Origin of the sequence: Nonomuraea sp. AD125B, from assembly GCF_041402765.1 — a bacterium.
GTDB classification, from domain to species: Bacteria; Actinomycetota; Actinomycetes; order Streptosporangiales; family Streptosporangiaceae; genus Nonomuraea; species Nonomuraea bangladeshensis.
Map to the genome: position 1 here is coordinate 64,949 of NZ_JBGLOU010000008.1, position 21,205 is coordinate 86,153.

Sequence of the window (21,205 nt, forward strand, 5' to 3'; positions counted from 1 at the left end):
GAGCGATCCTGATTCCAGCCGGCTACTGGGGGAGTTGCCGGTAGGACATGGGCGTCGTCCCCAGGAAACCGTCCGGGTCGAGCAGGAGTTCGACAGTGGCACCGTCTAGAGTTCGTCCGCGCACTCTGACGCGGCCCCCATCGGTCCGGGCCTGTTCGAAGACCGCCTTGGTCTTGCTGATCTGCTTGCTCAGCCGGCTGCTCTTCTTGAACGCGGAGACCTCTGCTCCACGGGCGGGATAGGAGTTCTTGAGCGATTCCACGGTCTTCAACTCGTAGTCGCCGAACTTCCTGTCTGGGCGTAACTCCAGGATGTCCAGTGTCCGTCCCGGCTGGTTCACGTCAACGGACGCGTTGATGCGTCGGGTGGGTATCTCCCCTGTAGGGGTCACGACCGACACCAGCTCGACCTGCGTGAGGTAGCCGCGCTCGGGATAGACGGCCTGCAGGTCCAACGCGGTGAGCTCCTCGTAGGAGTTGTAGATGGCCTTGGCCAGAGGCAGACGCCGGCTTGGGTCCCGTCGCCGCTCGATCGGCAGGCTCTCAAGGGCGCGTGCCGCTTCGGCCTGCTGCGTCTTCAGAAGCCCTTCACGCAGCCGCCGCTTCACCCGGACCTCGGCGGGGTCGAGAAGGGGCACCTGCGCATGTATCGGATGGGTCCGGAGCGTACTGGTCAGCGGATCGGCATGGGCCGCCGAGCGGGGAGAGAACTCGTACGAGCCTTCTGATCTGGGCGGTGGAGGCGAGGTTCCGAGCGCCGGTGACCGGCCGGTCCTGCGATGCCTGAGGAAACTCCGGCCCGTGCTCACCGCGTCCGTCGCCGTGGTCACGGTGTCGGCTACGGCGAGGCCCGCACGCGCCGCGCCGCGCCCCGCCTCGCGGGCCAGCTCCACCGCCCGGTCCCGATCGCCCGTACGAGCAGCCTCCAGGGCGCGGCCCGCGGTCTCGTTGGCTTCCCACGCGTTGTTCAGCACGCGGGTCATCGGGTTCAGCACGGAGTTGACGGCCTCCCAGAACGCCTCTCCCTGCGCCATGTGCTCACGGATCGCGTTGACAAGGTCCGACGCGGACCGAAGGGCGAAAGAGCTCGGGTCGATCATGGCTTGGCCCATGGCCGCCCCCGCTCCCACCAGGGTGGACAGCGTCTCCTGCAGCACACCCTGCAGGTACGCCACGCCCAGGTCGCCGGGCTTGGTCTGGGCGATCGCCTCGCCGATCTGCCGGTTGAGGTGCTCGGCGCCCTCTCCCAGCAGGTCGACCAGCGGGTTGCTCCCGATGATGGTGTACGGCTCCCCCAGGACCCGCCGCGCTCGATCGAGCGCGGCATTGGGCGGCTCGGGGTCAGGGGACAGCCGGATTTGTCGTTCGAGGCTCACCAGATCACGTGCCAGCTCGTTCAACAACGTCACCCGGCGGTCGTCGGGCGGCAGAGGAGGAGGTGACGGGGATTCCTCCGCCTGCCGCGCCTCGCCGGGGTCGATCGCCGGGCCGGTCGCGCCGGCGTCGTCCCCCACCCGATCGGCCTCGGCCACGACCTCGTCGTAGGGGGAGGCCGTGGCCGACGGGCGAGCGCCGCCAGAGCTGCGACGGGAGGTGACCGGCGCGGGCGCGGTGCCCGTGTAGCCGGATGCCGTGGTGCCATGCACCACGCCGGTGTATCCCTCGGCTGTGCTGTAGCCGGCGTAGTAGTCGGAGTGGACGACTCCGGTGTAGCCCGCCTCGTCGGCCGCCATGTCGGTCAGCCCTTGCCGTTCCCGGCCGCGGCGACTGGCACGACCTCGATGTCGGGCTTGTCCCCGAGGATCTTGTCGAACGCGTCGACCCGCTCCGCCTCCGGACGCTGACTGACCAGGTCGAGGGCCTCGGTGGTGCGGCGCGTCTCCGCTCGGCGCCACTCGATGTCGGCCTCGCGCGAGCGCAGGTCGAGGGATTGCAGCGCGGAGGCGTAGGTGTCCAGGGCGTCGGCCTGGCCGAGCAGCGCCTCCGCGACGATGTTGTCGGTTCGCAGCACGATGGTGTCCCGCGCGGTGACGACGCCGCTGACCTTGTGCGCCTGGCCCTCCTGACCGATCGGCTCGGGCTTGATGCGCCAGCTGTAGCGCTCGTCCAGAGGCGAGCCTTCCAGTTTCAGCTTTCCCTCGCCGTCGGGTTCGGCGAAAGTGTCCCACTCATAGACGCCGCCCTTCCTGATGCCCATCTGCAGCATCCTCTGCGAAGTGCCCGTATGGTCGACACAATCGATGGCCATTCCCAGGATCAGCCGGGCGACCTCGTCCCGCTTCTCCGGAGCCACATACCGCGTGAGCAGCCGGCGGAGCGCGGCCAGCGGCACGATCTCGGTGGACCCGGGGTTGCCGTTGAAGAACGCGACCTGCACGTTCTTCAGGCTGGTGACGGTCTCGTACGTCTGATTGAGCTCGCGGAAGACGAAGTTCAGCACGCGCCGGAGGTTGGTGTTCGCGATCTCGCGGACCGTCGTCTGCGAGGAGCCTTCCTCGCTCTGCGCCTTCGAGTTGGACTGTACGGCCTGGTTCCTGCTGGTGTTGACCTGGGCGGCGTGCTCCTGACTGCTGTTGCGCACGCTGGTCGAGAACTCCTGCCGCGCCTCCTGGTGGTTCGCGGAGAAGGCCCCCTCCACGGACGCGGACGCGCTCACCAAGCCGATGCTCCCCGACGCGGAGGCTTTGGTGCCCACCGAGACCGCCCAACCGCCCTGGTCCTGGAAAGCCGATCCAGACTGCGCCATGAGGGATGAGGTGAAGCGTGTCTGGGCGGCCGTGTCGGAGGAATCGAAGATCGAGGACGCGTCCTCACGGGCGACGGAGTCGGTCCGCCACGTCTGGACGGTGATCGTGGTCCGCTCGCCCGGCAGCAGCGTGAAGGTCTGAAGCGTGCGGCCGAGCCCGTAGTCGCCGAGGAACATCGACAGTTGCCAGGTTTCCACGAGGGCGATGCGGGGCCGGCCGGCCTGGGTGACGTCGTAATCGACCGTCCGTGCGCTCAGGCCGATGCCCGCGGTGGGGATCTGGATCGTGGTGTCGGGGGCGCCCGCGTTGATCGTCCGCTCCTGCCGCTTGATCAGGCCGTCGATGTACGTCTCACGGAGCTGACGCTGAAGGTCGACGCCGTCGCGCTGGAGGAGTGCCGGCATTGCGGTACGCGCTTTCTGCTCGCCCGCGATCACCTGCTGACCCCCGGCCGGAGGCGCGGGGTCGAGCTTGTCGGCCACCTCCACTGCCATCCGGAGAGACGGCCGCGCCGCCGTGGGCAGCAGGCGGTCGTACAGGACACGGAGACGAGCGGCGTCGATCCGGCGGATCCGGCCCTCCTCCTCCACCACGCCGAGGGAGGACAGGGAGGTGCCCGCCGACCTCCCCGGCTCAAGGAAGAAGTCCTGAGGGATGTCCAGCGGCACGATCCGCTGGAACGAGTAGGAGCCGGGCAGCGGCACGTCGTACTTGATCGATGCGGCTCTGTCCCCGTGGTCTCCGAAGTGCGCGATACTCTCGGCGATAATAGGGTCTTCCGGTACAGGCATTGTCGTCTCGTCTTTTCCGTTCGCGGTGGAGGCGATATCGTCGCCTACCTGCGTCAATAACCGACGCCGGCGTTCACAGACGTTATTGCGTTGCTGGTGGCTCCTCCATGGGGAAGACTCCCCATTGACAAGGGGGCATACCACCGTTTGTGAGAGGTGGGATAAGGGGTGACCGAGGGTCCCGTTCCGCCGTCGTCCGTCGGCGACCAACATCACCTGCTGTTATTCGTGGCGGCCGTGCTCCGGGGCGCCGGTGCGGACTTTCCCGGAAACGAGCTCAGCGCGCTGCTGCGCGATCTCATGGACGCCGATTTCGCCGGTGCGGGGGAAGTGGATTTCCGGGGCACGGCGAGCCGCCGCTGGGCGGACGCTCCAGGCCCTGTTCTTCTTGGCGCTACTGGATTTCACGACCTGGTCACCGCCCATCCGCTGACCGCGGTCTATCGTCGTTCTCCGAGGGAAACGCCGGTGCGCCTCAGTGATCTGATGAACCCGCGCAAGAAAGGGCCTTTTCCCGGTTCGGGAAAGTCCGACGTCCTCATTGTTCCGCTGGCTGCGGGAGCGTGGGGAGTCAAGGTGCTGACGCTCATGCGCCGCGACTTCGACCCCCGGCAGCTCCGCTTGGCCAGGCAGCTTCAACCGGTCCTGGCCCAGATCCACGGGCTGACGTGGCGGCTGCGCTCCCTTCCCGAGAAGGCCCGTGCGGGCGAGGCTCCCTTCGGCGACGAGGGGATCGCTCTCACAGCCGGGGAACTGCGAGTGCTCGACCTGATGGCTGACGGACTGATCGCCGCCGCGATCGCCCGGCGGCTTGGCGTGTCGCCGAGGACGGTCAGCAAGCACATCGAGAGCATCTACCGGAAGTTCGGCTCTCACGACAGGACCAGTGCGGTCCTGCGCGGCTTCGCCCTCGGGCTGCTTCCCGCCTCCCAGCCCCGCTGATATCGCCTGCACGCCCTGGCGGCAGGAGAGATTGACGATGAAGGGTGATGAAAGCCCGGTGGAGTCTTGTTGATCGACGGGCTGGAGGGTGGCCGCAGGCGGCGCCGAGGTGGGTGACTGCCTCAGCGCGGACAAGGAGCGCGTGAGTTGTGATCAGTCCGAGGCGGCGTACGAGGTTGCGAGGCGGCTCGACGGCATCCAGAACTGCAGCGAACTGACGCTGTGCCCGGTCTCCTCGGTCTTCTTGGTTCCGGCTCCGTGTCCTCCGGTGGCGCGAACCGGTTGTCGACCGGTGACGCCGGAATGGTGATCACGACCGGCCATGGCGGTCCGCGTGCTGGGGGCGGGACTGGCGGTGTTTCATGGGAGCGGCCTGGTCCGCCGGGATCTCAGTCGGCGGAACGTGATCCTCGCCGACGACGGGGCACGCGTCATCGGCGCTCCCGGGTTCATGTCTCCCGAGCAGGCCCGGGTCGACGAGATCGGCCCGGAGCGCGACGTGTTCTGGCTCGGCTGGTGCTCGCGTACGCCGCCACAGGGGACCCGTGGCGCTATGCGAGACGTGGGGCGGGCTGGGGCTGGGGGCGGGGACCGGTGAGCAGCAGGGCGCCGGCGGCCAGGACCGCCAGGGCGGTGGCGCCGTGGACGCCGAAGGCGGTGGCGGGCGCTCCGCCGGAGGACAGCACGATGAACATGTCGCAGATCGGGGTGAGCGCGGTGGCGAGCATGACCCAGCCCAGGACACGGCGGTTCCCCGTCAGGGCGACCGCGACGATCACCAGGCCGGACGCCACATCCCGGATCCCCTTGACGGCGAGGAATCCCGCGCCCTCACCCTGCGGCCAGGTCGGTAGGCCGAAATCGGGCGCCATGGACTGGGGAGCCAGCAGATACATCACCCCGACGTAGGCGATGAAGAGGGCGCCGATCACCGAGAGGACGGTGCCGATCGCGGCGCGGGACGGCAGCTTCGTGGACATGAAGAGTCTCCTGCAGGGGGTGAGGGTCAGGATGCCTGGCGGTCGCGGGTCCAGGTGGGGCTGTCGAGGAAGTGGTTGTCGTAGAGGTCCTGGGAGGCGAGCAGTTCGTCGAGTGTGGCCTCGCCCCGGCGGAGGCGGTCGAGGAGGCGGAAGTACTCGAAGCGCTGGATCCCGGGGGCGACGACGATGAGGAGGTCGGCGGTGTGGCCGGGGGCGGCGGCGAACGCGTGGGGCGTCAGCGGGGGCACGGCCGCCACGTCGCCCTGTTCCAGGGTCACGATCTGCTCGCCCGACAGGATGCGGGCCTTGCCGCCCAGGATGTAGAAGAGCTCGGTGGAGGTGGCGTGGTGGTGGGGCACGGCGCCGTCCGCGCCTTCGGTGAGCGTCATCCGGATGGTGCTCAGCGCGCCGCCGGTGTCGCTGGAGTCGAGCAGCAGCCGCCCGGTCGCCGTGGGCGAGACGATGGCCTCGGCGTCGACTTCGCGGACGATGGCGGTTTCCACGATCAGAGACATGTCAGGTTCCCTTCGAGCGCGGAGGACACGAGCCGTTCTATGTAGGCCCGGTCGACCGGCGCTCCTGTGATCAGTACTCGGTAGTAGAGGGCGCCGGCCAACTGGTCGAACAGCACCTCGGCGTCCAGGTCGGCGCGCAGCTCGCCGCGCACGCGTGCCCGCTCGATCAGGGCGATCCCGAGGGCGTTGCGCTCGGCGTACTGCCGGCGGGCCAGCTTGCCGATGTCCTCGTGCCTGGCTGCGGCCGCCACGAGCTCGCCGGCGGTCCCCGCGGATGGGCCTTCGCGGCCGCCTGCCGCGCGCATGCGGTTGAGCGCGGCGGCGATCTCTTCCAGATTGTCGACGAGGTCGGCTCGGATGTCGCCGGTCTCGGTGATCTCATGGTCGGCCTGCAGCCGTGCCACCACCGCGACGGCCAGGTGGTCCTTGGTCGGCCAGCGGCGGTACAGCGTGGTCTTGGCCACTCCTGCCTGCTCGGCCACCTCGTCGATGGACAGGCCGGTGTAGCCGCGTTCGAGCAGCAGGGCGGCGGCGATCCGCAGCACTTTCTCGTCGACTTGCGTGTCGCGTGGTCGTCCTCGAGGCACTGTGCCGCCCCTCCTTTTTCGAAACTCAGATAGCGAAAAAGAAGCTACCCCTCGCCTCAGGATTGCGCAACTCCAGTTTCGTAATTGGCCTGGTGCTTCCTCCAGGACCGGATCTGAGTCAGCATGATCCAGTCGTTGTGGTGGGGGAGGGTGGATGGTCGTGTTCGCGTGTGCGGGGTGCGGGGGCGTGCTGACGGCGCCGGTGTCACGGGTCGCGCTCCCCGTCCACGCTGATCAGCAACTCGGCCATGAGTTACTGCCTGCGCTCCTGGAGCCTGGGACGTACGCGGTGAACCCGGAACCTTCCGGACCGCCTTGGCGACGGTGGGAAGAGGTGGGTGCGGACGAAGCGGCGGCCCGCGGAGTGTACGCACCGGTGAACTCCCTGTCGTACGGGCCGCCAGGAAGGGTGGGAGTCGCGCCGGGCGATGTTCGCGGAACCGTGCTGATCCCAGAGCGGTGCGACGGTTACTGCTTGGGGCTGGACGGCCGGGACGGCCCGAATCTGGCCTGTGAGGGATGCGGGCAGGCGGTGGGGACCCGGATCGACGACTGCACGTTCTGGCAGGTGGTGTGGCTCGACCCGCGCGCCGTGCGCCAGGTCGGTGTCGAGGGCCCCGCTCGTCGGGTGGTCGGCTGGGAGGCGCTACGGGAGGAACATCCGGGTACGCCACCGGTCGAGCAGCCCGGATGGTGGAGCCCTGTGTGGACGGCGGCCGTCGCGGTGGCGCTGGCCCACCTGCTGGCGGTGTCGGGCGGCAAGCGAGTGGCCGTCCCCGACGGGCCGGTCGCCGAGACGTTCCGCAAGGCGATCGACATCCTGCTCCCGCCGGGACCGCCGACACGCGAGGTGGCCTTGGCCGGACCTGGCCTGCCCGCCGCGATCACGGACATAGCACTGGTGCCGCAGCATCCCCAGACGGGTGAGGTGTGGCCGGTCGATGCGCGGGCGGTGGTGCCGCTGGCCGCCGACGTGTGGATGTACATGGCCTTCCACGACGATCGGCGGCTCGCCCCGGCGGCGAGTGGGATGCGTGACGGCGTCCGCCGCGATGATCCGCCGCCGTTGTTGCCGTGGAGGCCGTTCCGGCCCGATTGGGAGATGTTCCTCAGGACATTGGCGCGCCTGCCGGAGGTTCGTCAGCCGTGGTTACGCACCGTCTATGACCAGGTGGGGGACCGCCGATACCGGCACCCGTTCTTCTGAACGACTTCGGGCACGCCACAGGCGCAGGGGTACCGGCCTTCACAGGTTTTGTGTCCAGATGCCGGGAGAGTGTTCGTCGGGCCTCAACCACAGGTGCGGCTGGTAGTCGCGGTAGCGGTCGTCAGCATCTGGGTGCCAGGGGAAAGTGCCGTCCCGGCCGGGCCAGACGACCTGGAGAAACGGGAAGGGCGGCCGTCGGTAGAACCCGATGGCCGTGCCGAAGAAGGCCCGGTACCAGTGATAGTCGACGGCTTTGAGAGCGACAGGGTAGCGGTCGATGATGTCGGGCCATTCCTGCTCGGCCTCCAGCGCCAGGCCCGCGACCGCCTTCTCGCCGAGGGCGTTGAGGCAGGTCTGCATGTCGTAGATGTCCAGGCCGAACATGGCCAACTCGGGCGAACGGTAGTTGTGCCACAGCCCGATGGTGAAGGCCCAGCCCGGCCCGTGCTCGCCAGGGGGGATCATCACGACTTGCCAGCCGTGCTCCTGAACCTTCTCGATCGTGGCCTGAGTGCGACGGTCCAGGTCGCCTTGGGCGTCGCAGAGGACGCAGTGGCATGCGTTCAGATCGACAGGCACAGGCGTGAGCGTATCGACAAAAAGGACCTGCGTTTCCGCAGGTCCTTGGAGAGATCGTGAGTGCCCCCTGCAGGATTCGAACCTGCGCACCCGGCTCCGGAGGCCGGTGCTCTATCCCCTGAGCTAAGGGGGCTCAACAAGGGAAAAGGCTACCAGCATCCGGGGACTGGTCTGCACCAGATAACGCTCGTCGAACACATCCCGCGAAACCCCGCGCGGGTGCCGCCTCAGGAGTTAGCTTGGCGGCCGTGGCCGAGGTTCTTGGGAAAGTACTGGTCGTTGATGACGACGAGGTCATCCGGCAGCTCATCGCGGTCAACCTCAACCTTGAGGGGTTCGAGGTGGAGACCGCCACCGACGGGCAGGACTGCCTGGATCGGGTACGGGACGTCAAACCGGATGTCATCACGCTCGACGTCATGATGCCGCGCCTGGACGGCTGGTCCACGGCCGAGAAGTTGCGGGCGGAGCCGGACACCAGCCACATCAGGGTGGTGCTGGTCACGGCGCGGGCGCAGGACGACGACCGGCGGCGCGGGCTGGGGATCGGGGTGGACGCCTACCTCACGAAGCCGTTCGACCCGGCGGAGCTGATCGAGGTCGTGCGGGAGCTGGCCGCCAGGAGCTGATCCGCCGTGCGCGCATGCCCGGATTGTTCCGTACGCTGGCGGCAACAGTCCGGAGTGGCGGGGGGTTCGAGGCGTGCGGAGCTCGGTGTTCGGCAATTTGGAGGGGCAGGGGCTGCCTGGCGGGTTCGTCCTGCAGAACGGCAAGATGCTGCGGGTCGAGCTGCCCTCCGAGGTGCTGGCCAAGCAGGGGTCCATGGTGGCCTTCCAGGGGCAGATGGACTTCGACTACGAGGGCGGCGGGCTCGGAAAGCTGCTGAAGAAGGCGGTGACGGGCGAAGGGGCCGCGCTGATGCGGGTGCGCGGCCAGGGGCTGCTGTATCTCGCGGACAACGCCGACGACATCCACCTGTTCTACCTGGAGAACGAGGGGCTCACGGTCAACGGGCGGAACCTGCTGGCCTTCCAGCCGTCGCTCGCCTGGGACATCAAGCGGGTTCAGGGCGCCGGGATGGCGGCCGGCGGGCTGTTCAACACGACCGTCACGGGCACCGGGTGGGTGGCGGTGACCACGCACGGCGAGCCGGTGCTGCTCGACGCGGCGCGCATGCCGACGTACGCGGACGCGCAGTCGGCCGTGTGCTGGAGCACGCAGCTTGAGGTGGGCGTGAACCGTACGGTCAAGATGGGTGCGCTCATCGGGCGGGGGAGCGGGGAGGCCATGCAGCTCGCGTTCAGAGGGCAGGGGTTCGTGCTGGTGCAGGCCAGTGAGGGCCCGCCGGTGGTGAAGGCCACGTCCTGAGCGACCTGCCGGGCCACCGGCGGGGACGGTCAGGAGCAGGTGGGGCTGGGGGCGGTGTTGGTGCCGCTGGAGGAGCCCAGGAAGCCGAACGTGGTGGACGCGCCGGGTGCGAGCGAGCCGTTCCAGCTCTCGTTGCGCACGGTGACGTTCGCGCCGCTCGCGCTCAGCGTGCCGCCCCAGATCTGGGTGACCTGCTGGCCGTTCGCGAACGTCCAGCGGACGGTCCAGCCGGTCATCGGCGTCGTGCCGGTGTTCTTGACGGTGACCTCGCCCTGGAAGCCGCCCTGCCACTGGCCGGCGTTCCGGTAGGTGGCGGTGCAGCCGCCGCTCGTGGTGGGGGTCACGGTCGGGGTGATGGTCGGGGTCGGGGTGACGCCGGACAGGGCGTTCACCAGCGCCGGATACCACTTGTCCGACATCTTCTGGTCGCCGGCCGCGTTCGGGTGCACCCCGTCGTAGGTGTCGGTGGCCGTGTTGAAGCCGGTCCACTGGTCGACCACGGTGACGGGAGACTGCGCGGTCGAGGTGGACGCGGCCCAGGCGGGGATGGCGTTGTTGAAGTTCAGCGCGCGCTGGCCGCACTCGGCGCAACTTGACGGGTTCATCGGAATGATCTTGGCGACCAGGATCTTCATGGCGGGGTTGCTGGCCCGCATCTGGTTCACCAGCGTGGTGAACGCGCCGAGGATCGTCGCCGGCGGAATGTTGCTCCACACGTCGTTGGTGCCGAAGTGCATCATGACGATGTCGGGCCTGGTGGCGGAGAGCCAGCCCGGCAACAGGTTCTGGTTGGCCACGTTCGTGGCCAGGTAGCCGCCGTGGCCCTCGTTGTCGCCGTCGTGGGCGACCCCGCAGCCCTGGGGCGGCAGCGTGCCGACGAAGTCGATGTCGGTGTAGCCGGTGCTCTGTAACTTGTTCCAGAGCAGTGCTCGCCAGCAGCCCGGCGACCCCGTGATCGAGTCTCCCAGGGGCATGATCCTGATGGCGGCCGCGCTGGCCGGCGTGGCGGTCAGGTACATCACCACCGCGGCCAGGGCCAGGAACGCCGCCAGCGCACCGCTGGTCTTCCGCATCGTCCGCTCTCCCGTCGTCGTCTGGCGCCGATCGTAAGAGCGCGTCCGTACGACGGAAAGCGGCTAACCGGTCAAGGAGCCGCGACCTGCGGCGTTGCCGCAGAGAAGCATGTAACTTTCAGCGGACGACGGCGAGCGGGCACGGAGCGTGATGGAGCAGGGCCTGGCTGACCGAGCCGAGGATCAGCCCGGCGAAGGAGGAGCGCCCGCGTGAGCCGACCACGAGCAGGTCCGCCCCCGCCGCCGCCTCCTTGAGCACCTCGACCGGATGGCCGTGGACGACCTCCGTCACGACCGTGACGCCCGGATGCCGCTCGTGCCGCTCCGCCACCAGCGTCCGCAGCTCGCGCAGCACGTCCTGCTCGCTGTCGGGGTCGGCCGGGCCGAACCCGGTGACCTGCGGCCAGGCCCACCCGTGCACCGCCCGCAGCGGCACGCCGCGCCGGCCCGCCTCGGTCAGGGCGAAGTCCAGCGCCCGCAGCCCATGAGGGGAGCCGTCGACGCCGGCCACGATCTCACCGCGTGTCCCTGTCGCAGGCCGGGCCGGCACCAGCACCACGTCCGTACGGGCGTGCGCGGCCACCCCGTGCGCCACGGACCCGACCAGCAGCCCTCGAATGCCGCCGATCCCCCGGCTGCCCACGACCAGCAGCTCGGCGTCCGCGGCGGCCTCGACGAGCGCGGCGCGCGGATCGCCGGGCAGCAGCTCGGTGTGCAGCTCGACGTACGGGTTCTCCCTCCGCACCCGGTCCTCGGCCGCCGCGAGCACGGTCGCGCCGCCCTCACGCAGCCACCGGCCGACCTCGGCGTAGCGACCGCTGTCGTTCTCGGCCACCCAGCGGGCGACGGCGTGGGCCACGGTCAGCGGTGTACGGCGCAGCGCCGCCTCGGCCCCGGCCCACGCGGCGGCCTCCAGCCCGGTCCGCGAACCGTCCACCCCGACGAGGATCATGACAGGGCGTAGCACTCGACCTCGGCCCGCCGGTACGGCAGGCCCTGCCGGACGGAGTCCCGTACGCACTGGCGCTCGGCCTTGCTGAGCCTGAGCTTGCCGCACACCGTGATGCCGGAGTAGGTCCGGCAGTCGAGCGATTTGTCCGTCCGGCCGACGCGGTACAGCTCTTCGACCTCGGCACGGCAGCGCGCCCGCGCCTTCGCCGTGTCGGCGTAACGGCATTGGGAGACCAGGGTCCGATACTGCTCTCGGCTGACTTCCTGCTGCGTGGTGCCGTCACCCACGGCGGCGGGACCACCCATCACGGTCACCACCACGAGCCCTGCTACAGCGGCGATCTTCTTCATGTTCCCCCTGATGGGGACCGTACCGCCGTGGGCGATCGGCAAACCTCGCGGGCTCCCGGCGGAGCCCGCGAGGACGGGCTCAGCCCGGCAGCGTCTCGCCGCCGATCGGGGCGAGAACCTCGCCGGTGTAGTACGACGACATGCGGTTGGCGGCGAAGAAGACGTACGAGGGGGCGATCTCGTCCGGGTCGGCGGCCCGCCCCATGGGCACCTGCTCGCCGAACTTCTCCACCTTGCCCTCCGGCATCGTCGCCGGGATCAGCGGCGTCCAGACGGGGCCCGGCGCGACGGCGTTGACCCTGATGCCGCGTTCCGTCAGGTTCTGGGCCATGGAGTAGGTGAACGCGTTGATCGCGCCCTTGGTGGCGGCGTAGTCGATGAGCGTCTTGTTGCCGCGCAGCCCGTTGATCGAGGACGTGTTGATGATCGCGCTGCCCTCGCGCAGGTGGGGGAGCGCGGCCTTGGTGACGCGGAAGTAGCTGTGGATGTTGACCGCGAACGTGTGCTCCCACTGCTCGTCGGACAGCTCCTCCAGGCCGTCCACCGGCGCCTGGTAGGCCACGTTGTTGACCAGGACGTCCAGCCCGCCCAGCTCGGACACCGCCTGCGCGACGACCGAGCCGCAGTGCGCCGCGTCCGCGAGGTCGCCCGGCAGCAGCACGCAGCGGCGGCCGGCCTCCTCGACCAGCTTGCGGGTGTGGGCGGCGTCCTCGTGCTCGCTCAGGTACGCGATCGCGACGTCGGCGCCCTCCTTCGCGAAGGCGACCGCGACGGCCCTGCCGATGCCGGAGTCGCCTCCGGTGATCAGCGCCTTCTTGCCTTCCAGCAGGTTCCGGCCGACGTAGTCGCGCATCTCGTCGCGTGGCTCCGGGGACATCTCGCCCGTACGGCCGGGGTACTGCTGGTTCTGCTGTGGTGGTGTGGTTTCCGGCATGCTGAGCGGTCTGCCCGTGGGGCGGACCGCCTAACGCGCCTCAGGCCGCGGCGTGCGTCCGCAGCCGCCGCATCCGGAAGGCCAGGACGATCAGCGCGATCCCGGCCAGGATGGCGTAGACGCCGATGAGCAGCGCGATGGTGAGCGCCCCGGTCGCCGGCCACGTCAGCACCAGCACGCCGAACAGCACCGACAGCGCGCCGGCGAGGACGTGCAGCCACTCGCCCCGGATCTCGTGGCGCATCCTGATCGCGGCGATGATCTCCGCGATGCCGGTCACGATGGCCCAGATCCCGATGAGCAGCGTGACGACCAGCACCGTCACGCCGGGCCAGATCAGGCACAGGATGCCGAAGATCACCCCGGCGACGGCCAGCAGGATCAGCGGGGCGCGCCGCCCCTTGGTGGCGCGGGTGGCGGCGACGCCGGCGAGGACGCCGTCCACGAACGCGTACGCGCCGAACACGACGGCGAGCACCAGCAGGGTGATCCCCGGCCAGGCGACGGCCAGGATGCCGAAGATCAGGGCGAGCACCCCGCGCAGCGCCAGGGCCCACCAGTGGCCCAGGAAATCGTCGATCATAGTGCGATTACTGCCCGGAACCGCCCACTGTCACACGGTAACGACGACCTTGCCCATGAAGACGAATCCGGCGGCCCCGGAGGGCCGCCGGCAGGGCGGGGTCAGATGGGCAGGCCGCCGGTGGCGGAGCTGGTGGAGCCGGTGGCCTGGTAGGCGGCGATGGTGCGCTCGGCGATGCGCATCTGGTGGATCTCGTCGGCGCCGTCGGCGAAGCGGGCCCAGCGGGCGTGCTGGAACATGTCCGCCAGCGGCGTGTCCGTCGAGTAGCCCAGCGCGCCGTGGACCTGGATGGCGCGGTCCACGATCCGGTTGAGGCTGCCCGCCACGAAGTGCTTGGCCATCGAGACCTCCGTACGGAAGTCCTCGCCCTTGTCGATCTTGGATGCGGCGTGCAGGACCATCAGCTTGCACTGGTAGAGCTCCATCGCCGAGTCGGCGATCAGCCACTGGACGCCCTGCTTCTCGGCGAGTAGCGAGCCGTGGCTGTAGCGGTTGAGCGCCCGGTCCACCATCATGTCCAGGGCCGTCTCCGCCTGGGAGATCCAGCGCATGCAGTGGGCGAGGCGGGCCGGCCCGAGCCGGTACTGCCCCAGGCGGTGGCCGTTGCCCCGGCCGCCGAGTACGGCGCTGTCCGGCAGTCGGAGGTCCTCGATGACGATCTCGCTGTGCCCGGTCGAGCCGTGCATGGTCTCGACCTCGCGGACGTCCTTCCAGCCGGGGTTGGGCAGGTCCACGAGGAAGGCGGTGGTGGCGCCCCGGGTGCCCTCGGGGACGTCCTGCTCGGTGCGGGCGACGAGGATGGCGAAGCTGGCCCGGCGGGCGTTGGAGATGAACCATTTGTGACCGTTGATCACCCATTCGTCGCCGTCCCGCACGGCGGTCGTCCGGATGAGGGTCGGGTCGGAGCCGGCGACCTCGGGCTCGGTCATCGCGAAGCAGGACATCTGGGTGCCCTCCAGCAGCGGGCGAAGGTACTTCTCCTTCTGCTCGTCGGTCGCCCAGTGCAGCAGGGTGTGCATGTTGCCCTCGTCAGGGGCCTGGCAGTTGAGCACCCACGGGCCGATGCGGGTCTTGGCCGCCTCCGACTGCACCATGGCCAGCTCGACGTGTCCCAATCCCATGCCGCCCCACTCCTTGGGCATGTGCGGAAGCCACAGGCCCTCGGCCTTCGCCTGGGAGCGGAGCCGGAAGATGGCGCGCAGGTAGGCGTCCCGGTCGCCTTCCTGGACCTCCTCCATGGCGGGGATGACGGTGCCCTGGATGAACGAGCGGACCCGCTTGCGGATCTCCTCGTGCTCGGGGGCGAGGGTGAAGTCGATGGCCATGTCGCCTCTCAGTGGTTCGGTGCGGGGTTGTGGCAGGCCAGCCAGTGGTCTTCGCCGATCTGCCGGATCTGGGGCTCCTCCAGCGAGCAGCGGTCCGTGGCGCGCGGGCAGCGCGTACGGAAGCGGCAGCCGGAGGGCGGGTCGACGGGGGAGGGCGGCTCTCCGGTGATGAGGGTCTCCGCCGGCCGATCGCTGCTCGGGATGGAGGCGATCAAGGCCCGGGTGTACGGGTGCGCGGGCCGCGAGATGAGATCCTCGCCCGGCGCCAGCTCGCACACCTTGCCCAGGTACATCACCATGACGCGGTCGCTCACGTTCTTCACCACGGCCAGGTCGTGGGCGATGAACACGAGCGTCAGCCGGTAGCGCGCCTTGAGGTCCTCCAGCAGGTTGAGTATCTGCGCCTGCACCGACACGTCCAGCGCCGACACCGGCTCGTCGCAGATCACCACCTCGGGCTCCAGGATCAGGGCGCGGGCGATGGAGATGCGCTGGCACTGCCCGCCCGAGAACTCGTGCGGCCGGCGCTCCGCCGCCGTCCCCGGGTCGAGGCCGACCGCCTCCAGCACCTCGTCCACCCGGTCGCCGGGCAGCCGCCACACGTGAGGGCCCTCGCCGACGATGTCGCGGACGCGGCGGCGCGGGTTGAGCGAGGAGATCGGGTCCTGGAAGATCATCTGGAGCCGCCGGCGGGTCCGGCGCAGGGCCTCGCCACGCAGGGCGGTCAGCTCCTGGCCGTCCAGCAGCACCGAGCCCGAGCGCGGCGGCGGCAACTGCACCAGGGCGCGGGCCGCGCTCGACTTGCCGCACCCGGACTCGCCGACGATGCCGAGCGTCTCGCCCCTCCGCAGGTCGAAGCTGACCCCGGCGACGGCGCTCACCGTACGGCCGGCGCGGCCCGCGGGGAACTCCACGACCAGATCCTCCACCCGCAGCAGCACCTCGTCACGAGGGCGCAGGTGCGCGTTCCCGCTACCGGCCATCGGCGTGCGTCCCTTCCAGAGAGGTCCCGGTCATGGGGAGCGGGTGCCAGCACGCGTACGCGCGCCCCTCCGCCTCCGTCAGCGGCGGCTGCTCGGCGGCGCAGCGGTCCCCGGCGTACGCGCACCGCGCGCGGAACGCGCACCCGGCCGGCAGGTCGGCGAGGTCGGGCGGCCGGCCGGAGATGACCCGGAGCCGGTGGTGCGCCGGGTCGGTGAGCCGGGGCGCGGCCTGGAGCAGGGCCTCCGTGTACGGCATGCGCGGCCGGCCGAACACCTCGGCCGCCGGCCCCCGCTCGACCACCCGCCCCGCGTACATGACGACGACCTCGTCCGCCCAGCGCGCGACCACCGACAGGTCGTGGCTGACCAGCACCACGGCCATGTCGCGCTCCTCGCGCAGCCGGTGCAGCAGCCGCAGCACCTGGTCCTGGATGGTGACGTCGAGCGCGGTCGTCGGCTCGTCGGCGAACAGCACGTCGGGCCCGCACGACAGCGCCATCGCGATCGTCACCCGCTGCCGCATCCCGCCGGAGAGCTGGTGCGGGTAGCGGCGCAGCGTGCGGGCGGGATCGGGGATGCCGACCGAGGCCAGCAGCCGTACGGCCTCCTCGCGCGCCTGCCGCCGGCCCATGCGCAGGTGCACCCGCAGCGGCTCGGTCACCTGGGCGCCGATGGTCCGCACCGGGTTGAGCGCGGTCATCGGGTCCTGGAAGACGGTCCCGAGACGCGGCCCGAGCACCGAGCGCATCTCGGCGGGCGAGCGGGCGGTCAGGTCGTCGCCGGACAGGTAGACGGTGCCGCCGCGCACCGCCGTGCCGGGCAGCAGGCCGAGGATCGACCGGATGAGCATGGACTTGCCCGACCCGGACTCGCCGACGACGGCGAGCGTCCGGCCGCGTTCCAGCGTGAAGGAGACGCCGTCCACGGCCTTGACCAGGCCGCGCGGGGTGACGAAGTGCGTCCGCACGTCCTCGGCCTGGAGGAGGCAGTCCCGCACCGGGTGCGGCGCGGCGGGCGCGGGGACGGCGGCGACCGCCTGCCGCACCGGCTCCAGGCCGATCTCCCGCACGTCGGTCAGTGCCCGCAGCCGGTCGCCGACCAGGTTGAACGACAGCACGGTCAGGAACATCACGACCGACGGCGCGAGGACCACGTTGGGGGCGTCCTCCATGATGGTGCGGCCCTCGTTGATGAGGCCGCCCCAGGTCGGCGTGGGCGCCTGGACCGACAGGCCGAGGAAGGCCAGGCTGCCCTCGGCGACGATGACCACGGCCATGCCGATGAACGCGTAGGAGGAGGCCGGCACGGCGACGTTAGGCACGACCTCGCGCCACAGGATGCGCCGGTCGCGGGCGCCGAGCACCCGGGCGGCCAGCACGAACTCCCGCCCGGCGTAGGTGAGCGTGGACCCGCGGACGAGCCGCACCCACGACGGCACGCCGAGCACGCCCAGCACGATGATCACGTTGCGCAGGCTCGCGCCCGCGAACGCCACCACGGCGAGGGCGAAGACGAGCGCGGGGAACGCCTGCGCCACGTCGTTCAACGCCATGATCACCGCGTCGGCGGCCTTCCTGCGGTAGCCGGCGAGCAGCCCGAGCGGCGCGCCGATGGCGAGCCCGAGCAGCACCGCGCCGAGGCCGACGCCGAGCGAGACGCGGGCCCCGTACACCACCCGGCTCAGCACGTCGCGGCCGAGCCCGTCGGTGCCGAAGGGGTGCGCGGGCGAGGGCCCGGAGCGGGGCGGGCCGGCCAGCGTCTCGTCGTAGCGGGCCAGCGGCAGCACGTCCGCCAGCAGCGCGGCCAGCAGCACCAGCAGGATCCATCCGGTCGCCAGCCAGAAGCCCAGCCCGAGGCGGGTGCTCAGCCGGCCCCTACGCACGACGGATCCTGGGGTCCACGGCGGCGTACACGAGGTCCACCGCGACGTTGATGGCCACGTAGCCGACCGAGATCAGCACGACGCCTCCCTGAACGGCCAGGTAGTCCCGGGAGAAGATGGAGTCGACGATGAGCCGCCCGACGCCGGGCAGCCCGAAGAGGGTCTCGATGATGACCGCGCCGCCGATGAGCGCGCCCAGGTTGAGCCCGACGGCGGTGATGAGCGTGATGGCGGACGGGCGCAGCGCATGCCGCCACAGGATGCGGCGCGGCGACAGCCCGCGGGCGCGGGCGAGCGTGATGTAGTCCTCCTGGAGGGTGGCGATCAGGTCCGTACGCAGCAGCCGCGCGTACACCGCGAGCTGCCCGCAGCCCAGCGTGACCGCCGGCAGGATCACCGACGTCAGGTTCCACCCCAGGTCGAGCGAGATCGGCGTCCACCCGGTCGCCGGCACGACCTGCCAGGTCACCGCGAAGACCAGGATGAGCAGCACGCCGAGCACGAACACGGGCGTGGACAGCAGCGCGAAACTGAGGGCGGTGAGCGCCTGGTCGAGGGCCCGGCCGGCGCGGCGGGCGGCGGCCACGCCGATCGGGATCGCCAGGCCGAGCGCGATGACCTGCGCCGCGACCAGCAGCTCCAGCGTGACGGGAAGGCGTTCGGCCAGCTCGGCGGCGACCGGCATCCTGGTGATGTAGGAGGTGCCGAAGTCGCCGGTCGCGATCCCGCCCAGCCAGTCGAGATAGCGCACCAGCAGCGGCTGGTCGAGGCCCAGCTCCTGGCGCACCTGCGCGCGGGCCTCCTCCGTCGCCGACAGGCCCAGGATCTGCGTGACCGGATCGCCGGGCAGCAGGTTGAGCAGCGCGTACGACAGGAAGGTGACCGCGAGCAGCACGATCAGGAGCCGGACCAGCCGGTGGACGACGATCACCGCTGGGTGACCCAGATCTGCGTGAACGGGTGGTAGGGGATGGGCGAGCCGGTCAGCGGCAGCCCCTTCTCGCCGTCCGGCAGGGTGTGCTCGCCGATGCCCTGCACGCGCGACCTGGCGATGATCGCACCGGTGTTGAGATGGTCGACGAACACGTACGGGACCAGCTCGCGCAGGCGCTCCTGCACGGTCGCGTACGCCTGCTTGCGGGTGGCCTCGTCCGGGCTGATCCGGCCGACGTCGAGGGCCTTGCTGAGCTTGTCGTCCTTGAGCCTGGTCATGTTGAGCGAGATCGCGCCGACCGGCTTGGCGTACGCCTGGTGCATCCAGATGTACTCGCCGTCGGGGTCCTGGGCGGAGAACTGCGTCCACACGGTCGCCTGGTAGCCGCCGGTGATCGCGCGGTTGATCAGGTCGGCCTGGTCGGCCTGCTTGATCGACACCTCGATGCCGGCCTTGCGCCACATGTCCTGGGCCAGCTCGACGCCCTGCATGGTGTTCGGGTCGGGGGTGGAGATCAGCTCGAAGCGGATCGGGCCCTTCTCCGCCTCGACCTCCTTGACCAGGGCCGTGGCCTTGGCGAGGTCGTAGTCGGGGTAGCCGCCGGCGGCGTACCAGGGGGAGTCCTTCGACCACGGGCCGTCGGCCGGCTCGGTCAGCCCGCCGCGCAGGGTCGAGATCACCGTCCTGCGGTCGGTGGCGTGGGCGAGCGCCTTGCGCACGCGTACGTCGTCGAGCGGCGCCACGGCGGTGTTGAGCAGGAAGAAGTACTCGGCGACCGCCATGCCCTCGGCCCGGTGCACGCTGTAGGCGTCCTTCATGGCGCCGAACTTGGTCAGGTCCTCGTCCCGGGAGGTGCCGATGACGTCGATGCCGCCGGCCTCCAGGGTCTGCGCGCGGGTCTGGCTGTCGGGCAGGATGCGGAACTCGATCTCGTCCAGGTACGGGAGCCCGTTCCGCCAGTAGTGCGGGTTCTTGACGACGACCATGCGGTTGTCCGGCACGTACTCCTTGAACAGGAACGGCCCGGTGCCGACCGGTTTGAGGCTGGCCGTCTTGGGGTCGGCGAGCGAGGCGGGCGGGACGATCATGCCGGTCTGGGTGGTCAGGTAGTAGGGGAAGGCCACCCACGGCTGCGACAGCTTGACCTTGACCGTCATCGGGTCGGCCAGCTCGAACGACTTGATGGGCACGAACACCGCCGCGGTCAGCGGCGACGCCTTCTGCGCCTCCAGGTTGGCCTTGACGATGTCACCGGTCAGCCGGATGCCGTCGGTGAACGCGATGCCGGACCTGACCTTGATGGTCCACTCGTCGTACGTGTCGTTGGGGGTGACCGACTCCGCCAGGTACGGCTTCCAGCTCCCGTCGGCGGCCACCGCCACCAGCGGCTCGATGATCGTGGTGACCATGCTGTAGCTCTGCGCCGCGAACTGGTCGGTCACCGGGTTGAACCCGTTGGCGTCGGCGCTCAGCCCGTACACCAGCCGGCCGCCCTGCGCCGGCCCCGACGACGCCGCCGACTGGGCCGCCGAGGAGGCCCCGCCCTGCGGGCCGGCGACCGGGCGTTGGCCGCTGCAGGCCAGCAGCACGGCCGTGGCCAGTAACAGCGTGGCCGGCGTTCTCCAGCGTTTCATTCACGCCTCCTCCCGGATCGTCCCCCGAGAGCAATTTCACCGATAGTACTATCGGTGAAAAATCGCACAAGACCCTAGAGGACCGCGTGATGACGACACCGCCGCTCAGCAGGAGCGAGGCGAAGGACCAGACCCGGCGGCGGCTGATCCGGGCCGCGCTCGCGATCCTCGACCAGGAGGGCGAGGCGGGACTGAGCACCGTCAAGGTCGCCAAGGCGGCCGGGATCGCCCAGTCCAGCTTCTACGTGCACTTCAAGGACATGCAGGAGCTGCTGCGGGTGCTGGCCGAGGAGGGCGGCGAACGGCTGCGCGGCGCGATGCGCGAGGCCCGGCGCAAGGCCCGCGAGGAGCCCGGCGACCTCGACCGGCACCGCGAGACCTTCCGCATCCCGCTGGAGGCGAGCTGCCGGCATCCCGAGCTGCTGCGCATCCAGCTGCGGGCGCGGCACGACCCGTCGTCGTCGCTGCGGGACTTCGCGGTGCGGACGGCGGCGGCCTACCGCGACCATCACGCCGCCGACCTGGCCGCGCTCGGCTACACCGCCGACGACGAGCGGGACCGGCGGCGGCTGGAGATGATCGCCGAGGGCATCAACGCCGCCACCAACGCCCTCGCCATCGGCCATCTGGAGGGCCGCTACCCCGACCTGGACGAGTGCGCCGACATCCTGACGGCCCTGTCCCGCGGCGCCCTCCGCCTCCTCCGCCACGAGTCCACCACCCCCCGCCACCCTGATCGGCCGGAGCCCGCCAACCGGCCGGAGCCCGCCGACCCCCACCGCCCCGCGCCCGCCGACCCCGAAGCCGGCGGGTAGGGGGCGAAGGGCGGCGAGCGCCGGG

Annotated in this window: 21 protein-coding genes and 1 tRNA gene; 5 read left to right on the top strand and 17 right to left on the bottom strand. The window is 70.3% G+C overall.

The annotated features are described in order from the left end of the window. Nucleotides 1-22 precede the first annotated feature (22 nt). Together ACBR40_RS21895 and ACBR40_RS21900 are read right to left on the bottom strand one after the other, a co-directional pair. Entirely contained in the window at nucleotides 23-1,732 is a 1,710-nt protein-coding gene (locus ACBR40_RS21895) for a hypothetical protein (RefSeq protein ID WP_371249945.1), read from the bottom strand. A 5-nt stretch (nucleotides 1,733-1,737) separates the two neighbouring features. Further along, complete coding sequence (locus ACBR40_RS21900) at nucleotides 1,738-3,594, bottom strand: hypothetical protein (RefSeq protein WP_371249946.1); 1,857 nt, start codon at nucleotides 3,592-3,594, stop codon at nucleotides 1,738-1,740. Between the two features lie 111 nt (nucleotides 3,595-3,705). Here ACBR40_RS21900 and ACBR40_RS21905 point away from each other — a divergent pair, with 111 nt between their 5' ends. Next, entirely contained in the window at nucleotides 3,706-4,479 is a 774-nt protein-coding gene (locus tag ACBR40_RS21905; protein WP_344209795.1) for a helix-turn-helix transcriptional regulator, read from the top strand. 551 nt (nucleotides 4,480-5,030) lie between these two features. Here the strand turns inward: ACBR40_RS21905 and ACBR40_RS21910 are convergent. From ACBR40_RS21910 to ACBR40_RS21920, 3 genes are read right to left on the bottom strand one after another with little or no spacing between them, the layout of a single operon-like run. Then, entirely contained in the window at nucleotides 5,031-5,459 is a 429-nt protein-coding gene (locus ACBR40_RS21910; RefSeq protein WP_371249947.1) for a DUF4267 domain-containing protein, read from the bottom strand. Between the two features lie 26 nt (nucleotides 5,460-5,485). Further along, nucleotides 5,486-5,974 (bottom strand): cupin domain-containing protein, encoded by a 489-nt coding sequence (locus ACBR40_RS21915; protein ID WP_344209791.1) that lies wholly within the window; start codon nucleotides 5,972-5,974, stop codon nucleotides 5,486-5,488. Next, on the bottom strand, nucleotides 5,965-6,561 hold the full coding sequence (locus tag ACBR40_RS21920; RefSeq protein ID WP_371249948.1) for a TetR/AcrR family transcriptional regulator: 597 nt from the start codon (nucleotides 6,559-6,561) through the stop codon (nucleotides 5,965-5,967). The genes ACBR40_RS21915 and ACBR40_RS21920 overlap by 10 nt, the downstream gene beginning before the upstream one ends. Nucleotides 6,562-7,036: 475 nt before the next feature. Between ACBR40_RS21920 and ACBR40_RS21925 the strand changes: the two genes are divergently transcribed. Beyond that, the gene (locus tag ACBR40_RS21925; protein ID WP_371249949.1) at nucleotides 7,037-7,768 is read left to right on the top strand and encodes a hypothetical protein; all 732 of its coding nucleotides are present in this window, start codon (nucleotides 7,037-7,039) and stop codon (nucleotides 7,766-7,768) included. A gap of 39 nt (nucleotides 7,769-7,807) precedes the next feature. On the opposite strand, the gene ACBR40_RS21930 is transcribed toward ACBR40_RS21925, so the two are convergent. Together ACBR40_RS21930 and ACBR40_RS21935 are read right to left on the bottom strand one after the other, a co-directional pair. Beyond that, nucleotides 7,808-8,347, bottom strand: coding sequence for a DUF4262 domain-containing protein (locus tag ACBR40_RS21930; RefSeq protein ID WP_371249950.1), 540 nt, complete (start codon nucleotides 8,345-8,347; stop codon nucleotides 7,808-7,810). A 61-nt stretch (nucleotides 8,348-8,408) separates the two neighbouring features. Then, a tRNA-Arg gene (locus tag ACBR40_RS21935) sits at nucleotides 8,409-8,480 on the bottom strand. Between the two features lie 115 nt (nucleotides 8,481-8,595). Between ACBR40_RS21935 and ACBR40_RS21940 the strand changes: the two genes are divergently transcribed. Together ACBR40_RS21940 and ACBR40_RS21945 are read left to right on the top strand one after the other, a co-directional pair. Further along, nucleotides 8,596-8,976: a response regulator gene (locus ACBR40_RS21940; protein WP_364449332.1), complete on the top strand. Its 381-nt coding sequence runs from the start codon at nucleotides 8,596-8,598 to the stop codon at nucleotides 8,974-8,976. 73 nt (nucleotides 8,977-9,049) lie between these two features. Further along, complete coding sequence (locus ACBR40_RS21945; RefSeq protein WP_344209782.1) at nucleotides 9,050-9,715, top strand: AIM24 family protein; 666 nt, start codon at nucleotides 9,050-9,052, stop codon at nucleotides 9,713-9,715. 29 nt (nucleotides 9,716-9,744) lie between these two features. On the opposite strand, the gene ACBR40_RS21950 is transcribed toward ACBR40_RS21945, so the two are convergent. The 10 genes from ACBR40_RS21950 to ACBR40_RS21995 all read right to left on the bottom strand — a co-directional run bounded on the left by ACBR40_RS21950 (nucleotide 9,745) and on the right by ACBR40_RS21995 (nucleotide 20,365). After that, entirely contained in the window at nucleotides 9,745-10,788 is a 1,044-nt protein-coding gene (locus ACBR40_RS21950; protein WP_344209780.1) for a cellulose binding domain-containing protein, read from the bottom strand. Between the two features lie 118 nt (nucleotides 10,789-10,906). Beyond that, nucleotides 10,907-11,725: a universal stress protein gene (locus tag ACBR40_RS21955; RefSeq protein WP_371249951.1), complete on the bottom strand. Its 819-nt coding sequence runs from the start codon at nucleotides 11,723-11,725 to the stop codon at nucleotides 10,907-10,909. An 11-nt stretch (nucleotides 11,726-11,736) separates the two neighbouring features. Continuing rightward, nucleotides 11,737-12,090, bottom strand: a complete 354-nt coding sequence (locus ACBR40_RS21960; protein ID WP_344209776.1) for a hypothetical protein — start codon at nucleotides 12,088-12,090, stop codon at nucleotides 11,737-11,739. 79 nt (nucleotides 12,091-12,169) lie between these two features. Further along, the gene (locus ACBR40_RS21965) at nucleotides 12,170-13,024 is read right to left on the bottom strand and encodes an SDR family oxidoreductase (RefSeq protein ID WP_344209774.1); all 855 of its coding nucleotides are present in this window, start codon (nucleotides 13,022-13,024) and stop codon (nucleotides 12,170-12,172) included. A 40-nt stretch (nucleotides 13,025-13,064) separates the two neighbouring features. Continuing rightward, entirely contained in the window at nucleotides 13,065-13,607 is a 543-nt protein-coding gene (locus tag ACBR40_RS21970) for an HdeD family acid-resistance protein (RefSeq protein WP_371249952.1), read from the bottom strand. Nucleotides 13,608-13,708: 101 nt separating this feature from the next. Then, nucleotides 13,709-14,932, bottom strand: coding sequence for an acyl-CoA dehydrogenase family protein (locus tag ACBR40_RS21975; RefSeq protein ID WP_344209770.1), 1,224 nt, complete (start codon nucleotides 14,930-14,932; stop codon nucleotides 13,709-13,711). Nucleotides 14,933-14,940: 8 nt separating this feature from the next. After that, nucleotides 14,941-15,915, bottom strand: a complete 975-nt coding sequence (locus tag ACBR40_RS21980) for an ABC transporter ATP-binding protein (protein ID WP_371249953.1) — start codon at nucleotides 15,913-15,915, stop codon at nucleotides 14,941-14,943. Then, nucleotides 15,905-17,797, bottom strand: a complete 1,893-nt coding sequence (locus ACBR40_RS21985) for a dipeptide/oligopeptide/nickel ABC transporter permease/ATP-binding protein (protein ID WP_344209766.1) — start codon at nucleotides 17,795-17,797, stop codon at nucleotides 15,905-15,907. The genes ACBR40_RS21980 and ACBR40_RS21985 overlap by 11 nt, the downstream gene beginning before the upstream one ends. Next, entirely contained in the window at nucleotides 17,790-18,728 is a 939-nt protein-coding gene (locus ACBR40_RS21990) for an ABC transporter permease (protein WP_344209764.1), read from the bottom strand. The genes ACBR40_RS21985 and ACBR40_RS21990 overlap by 8 nt, the downstream gene beginning before the upstream one ends. Then, on the bottom strand, nucleotides 18,725-20,365 hold the full coding sequence (locus ACBR40_RS21995; RefSeq protein WP_371249954.1) for an ABC transporter substrate-binding protein: 1,641 nt from the start codon (nucleotides 20,363-20,365) through the stop codon (nucleotides 18,725-18,727). The genes ACBR40_RS21990 and ACBR40_RS21995 overlap by 4 nt, the downstream gene beginning before the upstream one ends. A gap of 89 nt (nucleotides 20,366-20,454) precedes the next feature. On the opposite strand from ACBR40_RS21995, the gene ACBR40_RS22000 reads away from it, so the two are divergent. Further along, nucleotides 20,455-21,180, top strand: coding sequence for a TetR family transcriptional regulator (locus ACBR40_RS22000; RefSeq protein ID WP_371249955.1), 726 nt, complete (start codon nucleotides 20,455-20,457; stop codon nucleotides 21,178-21,180). Nucleotides 21,181-21,205: the final 25 nt, after the last annotated feature.